The 13525-nt window shown below is 63.3% G+C and carries 10 protein-coding genes; 4 read left to right on the top strand and 6 right to left on the bottom strand.

Annotation, left to right across the window (positions count from 1 at the left end; all coding sequences use genetic code 11):
- Positions 1-47: 47 nt before the first annotated feature.
- Entirely contained in the window at positions 48-1544 is a 1497-nt protein-coding gene (locus JQ46_RS07215) for an amino acid permease (protein WP_034986742.1), read from the top strand.
- 25 nt (positions 1545-1569) lie between these two features.
- Here JQ46_RS07215 and JQ46_RS07210 read toward each other — a convergent pair whose 3' ends face one another.
- Positions 1570-1992 carry a heat shock protein transcriptional repressor HspR gene (locus JQ46_RS07210; RefSeq protein WP_034986709.1) on the bottom strand — a complete coding sequence of 141 codons (423 nt, stop codon included), beginning with the start codon at positions 1990-1992 and terminating at the stop codon, positions 1570-1572.
- Positions 1992-3215, bottom strand: coding sequence for a molecular chaperone DnaJ (gene dnaJ, locus JQ46_RS07205; RefSeq protein ID WP_034986708.1), 1224 nt, complete (start codon positions 3213-3215; stop codon positions 1992-1994). Before dnaJ ends, JQ46_RS07210 begins: the two co-directional genes overlap by 1 nt.
- A 216-nt stretch (positions 3216-3431) precedes the next feature.
- On the opposite strand from dnaJ, the gene JQ46_RS07200 reads away from it, so the two are divergent.
- On the top strand, positions 3432-4613 hold the full coding sequence (locus JQ46_RS07200) for a hypothetical protein (protein ID WP_034986706.1): 1182 nt from the start codon (positions 3432-3434) through the stop codon (positions 4611-4613).
- 24 nt (positions 4614-4637) lie between these two features.
- Here JQ46_RS07200 and JQ46_RS07195 read toward each other — a convergent pair whose 3' ends face one another.
- The 4 genes from JQ46_RS07195 to dnaK all read right to left on the bottom strand — a co-directional run bounded on the left by JQ46_RS07195 (position 4638) and on the right by dnaK (position 9305).
- Positions 4638-5915 carry an HNH endonuclease signature motif containing protein gene (locus JQ46_RS07195; RefSeq protein ID WP_034986704.1) on the bottom strand — a complete coding sequence of 426 codons (1278 nt, stop codon included), beginning with the start codon at positions 5913-5915 and terminating at the stop codon, positions 4638-4640.
- A gap of 326 nt (positions 5916-6241) precedes the next feature.
- Positions 6242-6679: a DUF2871 domain-containing protein gene (locus JQ46_RS07190; protein ID WP_337588508.1), complete on the bottom strand. Its 438-nt coding sequence runs from the start codon at positions 6677-6679 to the stop codon at positions 6242-6244.
- A 140-nt stretch (positions 6680-6819) separates the two neighbouring features.
- Positions 6820-7440, bottom strand: a complete 621-nt coding sequence (gene grpE, locus JQ46_RS07185; protein WP_034986701.1) for a nucleotide exchange factor GrpE — start codon at positions 7438-7440, stop codon at positions 6820-6822.
- A complete protein-coding gene (dnaK, locus tag JQ46_RS07180) occupies positions 7440-9305 on the bottom strand; it encodes a molecular chaperone DnaK (RefSeq protein WP_034986699.1) in 1866 nt (621 codons plus the stop codon). Before dnaK ends, grpE begins: the two co-directional genes overlap by 1 nt.
- A gap of 223 nt (positions 9306-9528) precedes the next feature.
- On the opposite strand from dnaK, the gene JQ46_RS10805 reads away from it, so the two are divergent.
- Positions 9529-10482, top strand: a complete 954-nt coding sequence (locus tag JQ46_RS10805) for an alpha/beta hydrolase fold domain-containing protein (protein WP_051876288.1) — start codon at positions 9529-9531, stop codon at positions 10480-10482.
- A 152-nt stretch (positions 10483-10634) separates the two neighbouring features.
- Positions 10635-13525 (top strand): (Fe-S)-binding protein (locus JQ46_RS07170; protein WP_034986697.1); only part of this gene is annotated, 2891 nt, incomplete at its 3' end.

Raw genomic sequence — 13525 nt, 5'->3', positions numbered from 1 at the left:
CTCAGGATGCTTCCGAGGCTTACCACCCGCAGGCCTCCACTGCCGAAGTGCTGGTCAAGGACGACCCACGCACTGTCCGCATGGGCACGCTCGTCAGCCTGATCATCGGCTCCACCGTCGGTGCCGGAATCTTCGCGCTGCCGCAGAACATCGCGTCTGTCGCCTCGCCGGGTGCTGCGCTGATCGGCTGGGGCATCACCGGCGTGGGCATGCTGTGCATCGCCTACGTCTTCCAGGCCCTAGCACTGCGCAAGCCGCACCTGGATTCCGGCGTGTACTCCTACGTGCGCGCCGGCCTGGGCGACTTCGTCGGCTTCGCCTCCGCGTGGGGCTACTGGCTGGGCACCATCATCGCCCAGGTGGGCTACGCGACGCTGTTCTTCGGCTCCCTGAGCTTCTTCTTCCCCATTTTCGGCGGCGATCATCCGCTGGTGCAGTCGATCTGTGTATCGGCGCTTACCTGGGGAATCTTCCTGGTGCTTTCCCGCGGCGTGCGCCAAGCGGCGATCATGAACGTCATCACCACAGTGGCGAAGATCCTGCCGATCCTGGCGTTCCTGGTGCTCGTGGCCTTCGTCGGCTTCAACACGGATGTGTTCACCTCCGACTTCTGGGGTCGCGCCGCCACCTTCGGCGAGAACCAGGACCAGGCGCTTTCCCTCGGCGACCAGGTCAAGGGCATGATGCTGTTCACCGTGTGGGCCTTCATCGGCGTGGAGGGCGCCTCCACCTACTCGAAGCGCGCACGCCACCGCAAGGATGTTTCCCTGGCTACCTTCCTGGGATTCGTCTCCGTGTTCTTCCTGCTCACCGCCGTGAGCTTCCTGTCCTTCGGCGTAGTCTCCCGCGAGGAGCTCGCCGCAATGGGCGATAACTCCATGGGCACCGTCCTGGAGCACGTCGTCGGCCCGTGGGGCGCTGGCCTGATCTCCGTCGGCCTGTGCATCTCCGTGCTGGGCGCCTACGTCTCCTGGCAGATGCTGTGCGCCGAGCCGATCACCCTGATGGCCCAGGACGGGCTGCTGCCGAAGGCCGTGGGACGCACCAACGACATGGGCGCCCCGTACGTCTCGCAGTTCCTGTCCGCCGTGGTTATCCAGGCGTTCATCATCGTCTTCTACCTGAACGAATCCACCTACACCACGATGGTGCAGCTGGCTACGTCCCTGTACCTGGTACCTTACGTGTTCTCCAGCCTGTACCTACTATTCCTGGCCACCCGTGGCCACGGGTTCAAGCACCCGGACGCCGGCTCGAAGTTCGACATCTCCGGGCCCGAGGTCGGCAAGAAGACCAACCGCGGGCACCTGCTCATCAGTGCCGTGGCTTTCGGCTACTCCCTCTGGCTGCTGTACGCCGCCGAGCTGCAGTTCGTCCTGCTCGGCACGCTGCTGATCGTACCCGGCCTGGTGGTCTACGTCGCCACCCGCATCAAGGCCGGCGGGCGCGTATTCAACGCCTTCGAGTGGGTCATCAGCGCCCTCGTCGTGGCCTCCGCCATCGCGGCGCTGTACCTCATCGTCACCGGCCAGATCAGTCTCTAGCTACCGCCGCTGTAGTTAGCGCAAGCTACCGCCGCTTCTGCCGGTCCCACAGAACCACAGAGGTAGAACGCGGGACGTGCACAATCTCGCCGCGCGAGCGCCCGCCCGCGCCTGCGCCCTCGCCCCGCTCCACGCGGGCCTGCATCTCCGCCAGGCGGCGGCGCAGTGCCGCGTTTTCTTCTTCCAGCTCGTCCAGCCGGTTCTGTTGGGCGATGATCGTCTTGATGCCTGCCAGGTTCACGCCCTCCTCGTGGGAGAGGCGCTGGATCTCCTGCAACTGCTCTATATCCTCGCGCGAGTAGCGGCGGCCACCGCCACTGGTGCGTTGGGGCGTCACCAAACCCATCCGGTCATACGTGCGCAGCGTCTGGGCGTGCATTCCAGTGATCCGCGCGGCGACGGAGATCACGAAAACCTCGCGCTCGCCGCCGTTTTTACCGGTACTCATCAGTTACCCTCCCATCCTTCGCGGGGGTCGAATCCGGAGCGCTTTTCCTCTTCCGAGTACTTGCGCAGCGCGCTCATCGCACCCTCGTCCAGGTTCTTCGGCACGGCCACCTTCACGGTCACCAGCAGGTCGCCGCTAGCGCCGTTGCGCTTGTTCACACCGTGGCCGCGCACGCGCAGCGTGGTGCCATCCTGCGTACCGGCGGGGATGCGCACCCGCACCTTGGAGGCCAGGGTCGGCACCGTCACCGCACCGCCGAGCACCAGCTCGGGGTAGCTCACCGGCACGGTCAACTTCAGGTCGTCGCCGTCGCGGCTGAACACCTTGTCGGGCTTCACGTGCACCGTCACGAACAGGTCGCCAGCCGGTTTGCCGCGCTGCCCCGCCGAGCCCTGCCCGGCCAGGCGCACCTTCTGCCCGTCGACCACGCCCGCAGGCACGCGCACGGTGATCGTGCGGGACTGGGTAGTCCGCCCCGTGCCGGAGCAATCCGGGCACTTGTCCTTAATCACCGAGCCAGTGCCGGAGCAGTCCGCGCACGGGCGGGAGAACCCGAAGGTTCCCCTGTTCTCGCTAACCATGCCGCTGCCGCTACAGGTGCCACAGCTCTGCGGAGAAGTGCCCGCCTTAGCGCCGGAGCCGTGGCAGCTTTCGCACGGTTCGGGCTTGGTCAGGCGGATCGGCACGGTCACACCCTTGGTGGCCTCGCGGAATTCGAGGGTCAGCTCCGTCTCCACGTCCGCCCCGCGGCTGCGCTGGGTGCGGCGTCCAGCCCGGCCACCCCGGGCACCCCGGCCACCGAATCGGCTGCGGGAGGCGCCAGCGGTCGGATCGTCGCCGAAGAGTCCGCTGAAGACATCTCCGAATCCGCCACTGGTGGCGTCATTTCCAAAAAGATCAGAGACATTAAAGCCGCCGCCGCCAAAGCCAGCACCACCAAAGCCACCAGCACCACCTGCACCGCCGAAGCTCGAGTAAGCCCCGCTAGCGAGCATCTGCTTCAGCTCGTCGTACTCCGCGCGCTTTTCCTTGTCCCCCACCACGCTGTACGCTTCGGAAGCCTTCTTGAAACGCTCCTCCGCCGCCGTATCGCCCGGGTTCGCATCCGGATGATTCTCGCGGGCGATCTTGCGATAAGCTTTCTTGATCTCCTCTGCCGATGCGGTGGAGGACACGCCGAGGTCTTTGTAATAATCCTTCTCGGCCCATTCACTGTGCGCCATGTGTCGCTCCTTCCTTATTGCGCTGTTCACGCGGGGTGTTAATACTCAACCTTGAGTCTACCGCGCTGAACTTTCGTTATCTAATCTTCTTTAACGACGCCCCCACGTATTTATTCCCTCCCCACATCACTTCGGGCCTCGCAGCGTGCATTACCGGAGGATTGCCGCAGGCTTTACCGGAGGCTTGCCAGCCCGAAACTAGCTAGGGTGGGGGTCATGGCACCTAAGAAGCGCAACTGGTTGAGTCGGATCTTCGGCTCGCACGACGCATCACACAACACCTCGCAGGGCGCATTGCACGACACCTCGCAGGGCGCAGGGGGCGGCCCCGCGCCTGTAGAGCCCGGCCCGCAGGACCCGCCGGTGCCGCTACCCCGCCTGGATCTACACCAATCGACGGCGCTGATCCGACAGATTGTGCGGACGCTCAACAGCCTGGGCTACGGCGCAACCCCCACGCCCGAGGTCGTGTACTACAGCAAGCCCGAACACATTCAGAAGCCGCTGAGCTACCCAGGCCCCACACCCGGCCCCTACGGCGGGCAGCTCCCCGCGCCGGACTATGGCGAGGGTGCGCGCCTGGGGCTCGAGAACATCACGAAGCAGTGCGCCAATGCCGAGGATTTCGGCAGGGACATGCCTGTGCTGGTAGAGCACTTCGTCAATAGTCTGGTCGGGCCGGCTGCCAGATCGGAGCGGGATTTACTTTCGCTCCCGGATGCGGAGTTCTACGCCCACTTGCGGGCGCGCCTAATGGCGATCGATCTTCTGCCGGAGCAGTCGCGGGCGGATGCGCTAGAGTTCAACCCGGATTCGCCAATACGACCCTATTCGGACGACCTGTGCATCAACCTGGTTCTGGATACACCAAACTCCGTTATGGCGCTGAGCCCAGGTTCGCTGAACAATCGCGGCCCGATTGAGGACTTGTTCCGGATTGGCTACCGCAACCTGTGGCAGGAGCTGATCGATTCCGGCCTGGAGGCGCAGCCCGTTCGGGCAAGCGAAGACCGCCCCAACGAGCGCTTCTGGGCGATCGAAAGTGGCTCTTACTATGCGGGATCAGTGCCCCTGCTCATGAACGAGATCCTCGAGCGCTACCTGCCGCAGATCGATCCCAGCGAAGGACTTGTTTTTTCCACGCCGCATCGCCACATCACCCTGGTTCGAGAGATGGGCGAAGGCACCGACATGCTGGGGTCCATCAAGATGATGGCGGCCGTGACCGCCCAGGAGTTCTCGCGGCAGGCGGGCGCACTGAGCCCACGCCTGATGTTTTCGCACATGGCTGAGATCACCACGTTCACCGACATCAAGGCGAAAGGTGACGGCAGGGCGGAGATCGACATTCAGCCCCCGGCGTACCTCATGGAGAGGATCAACCAGGGCAAGCGCTAGAACGGCGGCGCTAGTGCGTCGTCGCTAGAACGGCGGCTCGTCTTCCTGATTGCGCTTCTGCTTCCTTTGGTTGTGCTCCACCACCCTCCGCGCTCGCTTCACCGCTCGGTGCCGGAAGGTGATCCTTCCCAGCGGGCCGTTTGGTGTGGTGATGACCGTGTGGCCGTCTCCGAAGCTTGTCCAGGTTTCCTCCCCGTCGGGGTTGATTGTCACGTCCCAGGCTCCCGTCGTTTTCGCATTGTGGTGTTTGGCGCAGAGGCAGTGGAGGTTTGAGGTGTCGGTTGGTCCGCCGTTCGAGCTGTTGCCCGGCCCACCGTCCGAGCTGCCATGCACGAAGCGTTTGACGTGGTCTAGCTGGCATTTGTGCGCTGGGGTGTCGCAGCCCGGGAAGCGGCAGGTCCCATCCCGGCCTTCCACGCTCGCGCGGATGAGGGGCGTCGGAGTATAGCCAGCAGTGGCGGCCTTCCCCGGGGCCTGCAGGTGGGTCACTCGCTCCATCCACTCCTTCGTGGCCAGCGGGTTGAGCCAGCTGCCGGCCGCCCAAATCTGCGCCTCCGGAGCGTCCACCTGGCGGTACAGGTTGAGGTTCACCTCCGCGGTCGCACTCCCCCGCACCAGGCTCAAAAGCGCCCGCACCCTGGAACAATTCTGCTTGTTCCTCACGCTATCGAGCGCCTGGATCAGCTCCAGTGCCTCCAGCTTCGGCAGGGTCAGATAGAACTCGGTGTAGTCGGTCGGCCGGTCGTCGATAGCTAGCCGCGTTGCGGCGCCTAGGACCGCCAGGTCTTCGGTACTGACGCCCTCTACGTCTGAACCCGTGCCGTCTGCGCCATCTGTACCGTCTGCCCCGGCTGCACCATCCGTGCCTTCGCCCGCGGGCGAGGTCAGTTCGGCGGGATCGATCGGGCAGGCCAAAGGCTCGTGATCCATGACGATCTTCTTTAAGCGTTGGCGGATCGTGCTCTGCCCCAACATCGCCTGGTTAGGCCGAGTGGGTGAAAGTGCGGTGTAGACATCGGCTTCTACGGCGGAGATGTGGGCGTCACTAACAGCAACAAGGCTATGCGCGACGATCCGCCACAGCTCGATAGAGTAAGCCCCGGTTTCCGCTAGCTCCACCAGCGATGGGAAGCGGCGGAAGGTGGTTCCGACGTCGACGAGCTGGACCACTCGGAACTCCGGGAGGCCCAGGCGCGCACCCAGGCGGGTGGTCACGTCGGTGATGCATTCGTCCTCGCGAGGCGCGCACGCCAAGGCGAGGCGCGCGTGGTTGCGGTTGATGTCGCAGATGGCTGCGCTCATCGGGTCGGTGGGGTCGGTAACTTTCCAGAACGGCCCCTGTGGTTGGTCTTGTGGTCGGTTATGCGGTGGGTCTTGCGGTGGTCTGTCGGGGGGTGTGGGCTGGTCGAACATCATTCCCCTTCGATGATGGAAGTCCCCAGTGTGTCGTGGCTCGTGTGCCGTGGCTCGTATCCCGTGGCGTGTGCGGCGTAGCTCGTGTCCCATGGTTTTCCGTACGCGATCAGCATAGAAAACGCCTCGGACAACCCCTCCAAGAAAAACTTAATTAATCGAACACTTGTTCTAAAGCGCAGGTCTTAGCACTCCAGAGCCCCAACCCCAGCACCCTAGGAAGCGGCAGCCTGCGACTCCTTAATTGCGCCTCCGAGCAGCACCACAAACACCACCAGCCCCACGGTGATGCAGATGTGCCCCAAGCCAGCAATGCCCGAGATCATCGCATTGGATTCCTTGCCCAGCACGGTCAGGCTGCCGTGCCAGATCATCATTGCGACGGTCGTCAGGATGCCGGCGTTGTACAGCCAGTAAAACGCCTGGAAGGGCTTCTTATTGCGCGAAAGCCCGAAGAGCTTTTCCAGCGCCAGGAAAACCAAAAACATGATGAACCCGAGCGCCAGCAGGTGGGTATGCACCACGCTCAACTGCGTAAAGTCCCCTTCCGGGAATTCATTAATCCGCGTGAACTCGCGGTAGAACACACCAGCAGCCAAACCCAACGCGAGGTAGAAAACGGCAGCCCAGTACAAAGCCTTCATTGCCTTCATTTGCGCTCCTAAACTATCAGTGCGGATCTTCCCACCACCCATTCTGCCCCTTTTCCCGGCCGGCTAACCACACCCCACCACACAAAAAAGAGAGCCCCACAGCAAAAGCCATGGAGCTCTCTCGCGCTAACCCCTAATAACTACTGCGGATCGCCAATGATGACCATCGCGTTGCGCAGCACGCGGTCGCCCAGGCGGTAGCCGCGGCGGAGGATGGTGGCCAGCACCTTGTCGTCGCCACTGCTCGTGTCTTGCACAGCCTCGTGGCAGTTCGGGTCGAACTCGTCGCCTTCCTCGCCGAACTTCTCCACCTTCATGGATGCCATCGCAGACTGCAGCTTGTCCGACATGGATTTCAGCGGCCCGGTAAGGTCGCCGTGCTGTTCTGCCATTTCCAGGTCGTCCAGGATCGGCAGCAGCTCGGCGGCCACCTCGGCCTTCGCGCCGGTGATCACGCTCGCGCGGTCACGCTCCACGCGGCGGCGGTAGTTGGTGTACTCCGCCGTCACGCGCTGCAGGTCCTCGGTGCGTTCGGCCAGCTCGGCTTCGATGCTGTTGTCTACCTCGGCCGTCACCTCGGCAGCTTCGGCCTCGTCGATATTGACGCCCTCAGCATCAGCCGCAGCCGCCTCAGCCAGACCCTCGTCGACCCCTTGCGCCTCCGCGGCTTCCGCGGCGGCAGCTTCGGCGCTTTCGGCCGAGGTTGCCTCCGGGTCGGTGTTCTCCGGGGCGCCCGGGTCCTGATTCAGATCTTCAGCCATTACTTCTTATCATCCTCTGCGGAAGTGTCCTCGTCGACAACCTCGGCGTCCACAACGTTCGGGTCATCGTTTGCGGCGGAGCCTGCGTCCGCACCAGCGCCCTCAGCACCGGCACCGGCAGCCGCCTCAGCCTCGTAGATGGCCTTGCCCATCTCCTGAGACTCGGCGTTCAGCTTCTCCACTGCATCCTTGATGGCCTCGATGTCATCACCCTTCAGGGCCTCGTCAACAGCCTTGGCTGCTTCCTCGACCTTGTTCTGGGTGTCCTCGTTGACCTTCTCCTTGTTGTCCTCGACGAACTTGCGGGTCTGGTATGCCATGGACTCTGCGGAGTTGCGGACTTCCTGCTCCTCGCGGCGCTTCTTGTCCTCTTCCGCGTGGGTCTCGGCGTCCTTGACCATGCGGTCGATCTCCTCCTGGGACAGGCCGGAGCCTTCCTGGATCTTGATCGTGTTCTCCTTGCCGGTGGCCTTGTCCTTCGCGGAGACGGAGACGATGCCGTTGGCGTCAATATCGAAGGTGACCTCGATCTGCGGAACGCCGCGCGGTGCCGGAGCGATGCCCGCCAGCTCGAAGGAGCCGAGCAGCTTGTTGTGCGCAGCCATCTCGCGCTCGCCCTGGAAGACCTGGATCTGCACGCTGGGCTGGCTGTCCTCAGCGGTGGTGAAGGTCTCGGAACGCTTCGTCGGGATGGTGGTGTTGCGCTCGATCAGCTTGGTCATCACGCCACCCTTGGTTTCGATACCCAGGGACAGCGGGGTGACGTCCAGCAGCAGCACGTCCTTAACCTCGCCGCGCAGCACGCCGGCCTGCAGGGCAGCGCCCACGGCCACAACCTCGTCCGGGTTTACACCCTTGTTGGGCTCCTTGCCGTTGGTCAGCTCGGTGACCAGCTCGGAGACGGCAACCATGCGGGTGGAGCCACCGACCAGCACGACGTGGTCGATCTCATCCACGCTGATTTCCGCGTCCTTCAGCACTGCCTGGAACGGGGTCTTGGTGCGGTCCAGCAGATCCTGGGTGATCTTCTGGAACTCGGTGCGGGTCAGGGTCTCGTCCAGGAACAGCGGGTTCTTGTCCTCGTCCACCGTGATGTACGGCAGGTTGATGGAGGCCTGCTGGGAGCTGGACAGCTCGATCTTGGCCTTCTCCGCTGCCTCGCGCAGGCGCTGCAGGGCCATCTTGTCCTTGGTCAGGTCCACGCCGTGGCTTGCCTTGAACTTGTCGGCCAGCCAGTCGACGATGCGCTGATCCCAGTCGTCGCCGCCCAGCTCGTTGTCGCCGGCGGTTGCGCGAACCTCAACCACACCGTCGCCGATCTCCAGCAGGGAGACGTCGAAGGTACCGCCACCGAGGTCGAATACCAGGATGGTCTGCTCCTTGTCGCCCTTCTCCAGGCCGTAGGCCAGGGCGGCTGCGGTCGGCTCGTTGACGATGCGCAGGACGTTCAGGCCGGCGATCTGGCCGGCATCCTTGGTTGCCTGGCGCTGTGCGTCGTTGAAGTAGGCGGGGACGGTAATGACCGCGTCGGTTACATCCTCACCCAGGTAGCTCTCCGCGTCCCTCTTCAGCTTCTGCAGGGTACGGGCGGAGATCTCCGGAGCGGTGTACTCCTTGTCGTCGATGGAGACCTTCCAGTCCGTGCCCATGTGGCGCTTGACGGAGCGGATGGTGCGATCCACGTTGGCTACTGCCTGGTTCTTGGCGGACTGGCCAACCAGCACCTCGCCGTTCTTGGCGAAAGCCACGATGGACGGGGTGGTACGGGATCCCTCGGAGTTGGCGATGACCTTTGCCTCGCCGCCTTCCAGTACAGACACCACAGAGTTGGTGGTGCCCAAGTCAATTCCTACTGCGCGTCCCATATCAGTTCCTCCTATTGCTTCTGGGGCGAATAAAATCTATCGAGCCTTAGTCGAGCGGACTCAACTTCGCCCGTCTCTGCCAACCAGTATCCGCGTTTTTCGCGTCTAGTCAAGCTGACTTGAGTTCGTCTCACTCAACTTGCTCACACCCCCTACAACTCATGCCTGCTCAAAGTTGTTCCCACTTCGCTCAACTTTTTTTAAAAAAGCTAGAATTGTGCCCATGTCTTTCCTCAAACGCCTGGTTGGCCGTTCTTCTGGAACGGGTAATGACGCCACCTCCTCCACCCCTCCCGCCCCAGCCGAACCACCACATTCCCTGCGCCAACACTTTGCCGTCAGTGAACGGACGGAGGGCGATTCCAACGAGTTCACGGTCTACTCTGTGGCCCCCATGGAGTTCGGGGGCGCGGGCGACACGGGGGATTACGACCCGCACACCGCGGCTATTAAGGAGCTCTCCCCGGCACAGGCGGCAACGAAGGCCGTGCTGTACGTGCTGCCCGGCGGGTTTGTGAACCCGATCAAGCAACGCAACTGGGACTTCGTCGCCCAGCTGGCGGATGCGGGCGTGCGGGTGGACATCCCCCTCTACGGCTTACTGCCCGAACACAACCACGCAGAGGCGCTACCGCTAATCCGCCACTGCTATGAGCAGCTGGTGGCAGAACATGGTGCCAAAAACATCACCATTATTGGGGATTCAGCGGGCGGCGGGCTGGCATTGTCCGCCCTCGCCACTACCCCCGAACACACCCAACAACTAGAGCCACCGGCGCGCCTGATCTTGAATGCCCCGTGGCTGGACATGGACCTCTCCAACCCGCGCATCCCCGACTTCGAGCCGAAAGATACAATCCTGAACCCCGTGCAGCTGCGCCGCCAGGGCGCACTGTGGGCGGGCGAGATCCCCACAGAGGATCCGCGGGTGAGCCCCCTACACCTCAATGCCGACCAGCTCCAAGCAGCTTTCGGAGGCTCCGAAATCACCCTCTACTGCGGCGACCGCGATATTTCACTGCCAGACGTGGAGGTGTGGGCGTCAACAATAAAGGAACAAGGACTCGCCACGACCCTCAACGTCGCGCGTGGCGAGCAACACATGTACCACCTCGGCAACACCCGCGCGGGTAAGGCGGCGCGGCGCGAGCAGATCGGGATCGCCAGCCGCATTTAAACAACACGAATGTTGTCTATTTCGGCAGGTCAACGCCAGCTCCACCCCAGGTCAACCCGGATTTAGAAAAGTTCAAAAATAGCTCCGCTCCCTGCTAATCTGCCCCAGTAAGTAATTACTTCATACATAACTGGACTTGCGAGGAGCTTCACATGTACCTGCTGGCAGCAGGGCAGGCGACGTCATCCGATATCCCCTGGGGCATCACCGTCCCACTGGGCATCATTGGCGCACTGCTATCCCTCCCCGCCTGGGTGTTCTTCATCCGCGGCGCGGCGCAGATCTTTACCACGATCCGACTGGGCCAACCGGCACTGAAGAGGACAGATAACCCCGCCGGCCGACTGATGAACCTGATCAAGGAGATCATCGGTCACACCAAGATGGCCAAGAAGCCAGGCGTGGCAATCGCCCACTGGCTCGTCATGGTCGGCTTCCTGCTGGGAGCCATGGTGTGGTTCGAGGCCTACATTCAGATCTTCAATCCTGAAGGCGGCTGGCCCATCATCGGTGACTGGGCCGTGTACCACTTCGTGGACGAGCTGCTGGGCCTGGGCACCGTCATCGGTATTATCACGCTGATCATCATTCGCCAGAAGATCGGCGACAAGGACAAGAAGGCCCGCTTCTACGGCTCCAACTCCGGCGCGGCTTACTTCGTTGAGGCCGTCGTGCTGATCGAGGGTCTGGGCATGATGTTCGTGAAGGCATCCAAGATCGCCACCTTCGCCAGCTACGAGGGCGGCCACGCGGCCACCGACTTCTTCACCATGCAGCTGGCCAAGATCCTGCCGGAATCCCCGCTGCTGGTCTCCATCTTCGCGCTGATCAAGCTGCTGTCCGGCATGATCTGGCTGTTCATCGTCGGCATGAACATCAAGTGGGGCGTTGCCTGGCACCGCTTCATGGCGTTCTTCAACATCTTCCTGAAGCGCAACGCCGACGGCCGCAACGCACTGGGTGCAGCGAAGCCGCTGACCTCCGGTGGCCGCATGCTGACCATGGAAAACGCAGACCCGGAGGAAGACTCGATCGGCGTTGGCAAGATCGACGACTTCACCTGGAAGGGCTGGATGGACTTCACCTCGTGTACCGAGTGTGGCCGCTGCCAGGAGCAGTGCCCGGCTTGGAACACCGCGAAGCCGCTGAGCCCGAAGCTGCTGATCACCAACCTGCGTGACCACGCCATCGAGTCCGCGCCGTACCTGAAGGCCGCACGTAAGGACGAAGCTCACGCAGGTGGCATGTTCTCCGGCGACGGTGCCGACACTGCCGTTCTGGACGATCCTTCTGTTGACGCCCACGCGGACATGCCGTTGCTGCAGCTGGTCGCTGCGGGCGAGATGGGTGTTATCGACCCGGACGTTCTGTGGTCCTGCACCAACTGTGGTGCCTGCGTGGAGCAGTGCCCGGTGGACATCGAGCACATCGACCACATCGTCGACATGCGCCGCTACCAGGTGCTGGTTGAGTCTGACTTCCCGACCGAGCTGGGTGGCCTGTTCAAGAACCTGGAGACCAAGGGCAACCCGTGGGGCCAGAACAACAACAAGCGCTCCGACTGGATCGAGAAGGCCAAGGAAGACGGCATCGAGGTGCCGGTCTTCGGTGAGGACATCGAGAACTTCGACGACACCGAGTACCTGTTCTGGGTTGGCTGTGCTGGCGTGTACGACGACAACGCGGTGAAGACCACCCGCGCTGTTGCCGACCTGCTGTACACCGCTGGCGTGAAGTACGCCGTGCTGGGCGAGGGCGAGGGCTGTACTGGTGACTCCGCCCGCCGCGCCGGTAACGAGTTCCTCTTCCAGATGCTGGCAGAGCAGAACATCGAGATCCTGGACAACGCCTTCGAGGGCGTGCCGCCGAAGCAGCGCAAGATCGTTGTGACCTGTGCGCACTGCTTCAACACCCTGCGCAACGAGTACCCGGAGCTGGGTGGTAACTACCAGGTAGTCCACCACACCCAGCTGCTGAACAAGCTGATCCGCGAGGGTCGCCTGGAGCCGGTATCTGCACCGCAGAACGGCCGTCAGGTCACCTACCACGATCCTTGCTTCCTGGGCCGCCACAACAAGGTCTTCGAGGCTCCGCGTGAGCTGATCGGTGCTTCCGGCGCCAACCTGGTGGAGATGGAGCGCAACCGCGATACCGGATTCTGCTGTGGTGCCGGTGGTGCCCGCATGTGGATGGAAGAGGATCTGGGCGAGCGCATCAACCTGAACCGTACGGACGAGGCTCTGGCCACCGGCTCGGAAGCCATCGCTATCGGCTGCCCGTTCTGTAAGACGATGATGACCGACGGTGTGAACAACCGACAGGCCGACATCGACAACAAGCAGGACCGCACCCAGGTTCTGGATATCGCCCAGATGTTCCGCGAGTCCGTCCTGGTCGACGGCGAGCTGCCGGCGCCGAAGTCTCCGGAGTTCCTGGTTGCGCCTGAGCGTGGCTGGGTAGACGAGGAGAAGCTGGCCCGCGAGGAAGCCGAGCGCAAGGCCGAGGAGGAAGCCAAGAAGAAGGCTGCCGAGGAGAAGAAGCGCAAGGCTGAAGAGGCCAAGAAGAAGAAGGAAGCTGCTGCCGCCGCTGGTGGCGCGGCTGCTGCTGGTGGCGCTGCCGCTGCGGGTGCTGCTGCGGCTGCACCGAGTGCTCCGAGTGCCCCGGCTGCGCCGTCTGCTCCGGCAGCTCCGAGTGCACCTAGTGCTCCGTCAGCACCTTCCGCTGGCGCCCCGGCTGCTCCGGCTGCCCCTGGCGCCCCGGCAGCTCCGGGCGCTCCGGGTGCACCTGCTGCACCAAAGTCTGAAGACACTCAGGAAGCACCGAAGGCTGGCGGCGCACCTGCAGCTCCGGGTGCTCCGGCTGCCCCGGGTGCTCCAGCAGCCCCGGGCGCACCGGCAGCTCCGTCGGCACCTTCCGCTGGCGCCCCGGCTGCCCCGGGCGCTCCTGCGGCTCCGGGTGCACCTGCTGCACCAAAGTCTGAAGACACTCAGGAAGCACCGAAGGCTGGCGGCGCACCTGCAGCTCCGGGTGCTCCGGCTGCCCC

The organism is Corynebacterium jeikeium (assembly GCF_000738175.1).
GTDB classification, from domain to species: domain Bacteria; phylum Actinomycetota; class Actinomycetes; order Mycobacteriales; family Mycobacteriaceae; genus Corynebacterium; species Corynebacterium jeikeium_C.
This window is presented reverse-complemented; position numbering and strand designations above follow the sequence as displayed.

Bases quoted from the DNA above. Each gene is read 5' to 3' on its own strand.
- JQ46_RS07210 (WP_034986709.1), bottom strand. From the start codon at position 1,992: ATGAGTACCGGTAAAAACGGCGGCGAGCGCGAGGTTTTCGTGATCTCC.
- JQ46_RS10805 (WP_051876288.1), top strand. From the start codon at position 9,529: ATGTCTTTCCTCAAACGCCTGGTTGGCCGTTCTTCTGGAACGGGTAAT.
- JQ46_RS07190 (WP_337588508.1), bottom strand. From the start codon at position 6,679: ATGAAGGCAATGAAGGCTTTGTACTGGGCTGCCGTTTTCTACCTCGCG.
- dnaK (WP_034986699.1), bottom strand. From the start codon at position 9,305: ATGGGACGCGCAGTAGGAATTGACTTGGGCACCACCAACTCTGTGGTG.
- grpE (WP_034986701.1), bottom strand. From the start codon at position 7,440: ATGGCTGAAGATCTGAATCAGGACCCGGGCGCCCCGGAGAACACCGAC.
- dnaJ (WP_034986708.1), bottom strand. From the start codon at position 3,215: ATGGCGCACAGTGAATGGGCCGAGAAGGATTATTACAAAGACCTCGGC.
- JQ46_RS07200 (WP_034986706.1), top strand. From the start codon at position 3,432: ATGGCACCTAAGAAGCGCAACTGGTTGAGTCGGATCTTCGGCTCGCAC.
- JQ46_RS07195 (WP_034986704.1), bottom strand. From the start codon at position 5,915: ATGAGCGCAGCCATCTGCGACATCAACCGCAACCACGCGCGCCTCGCC.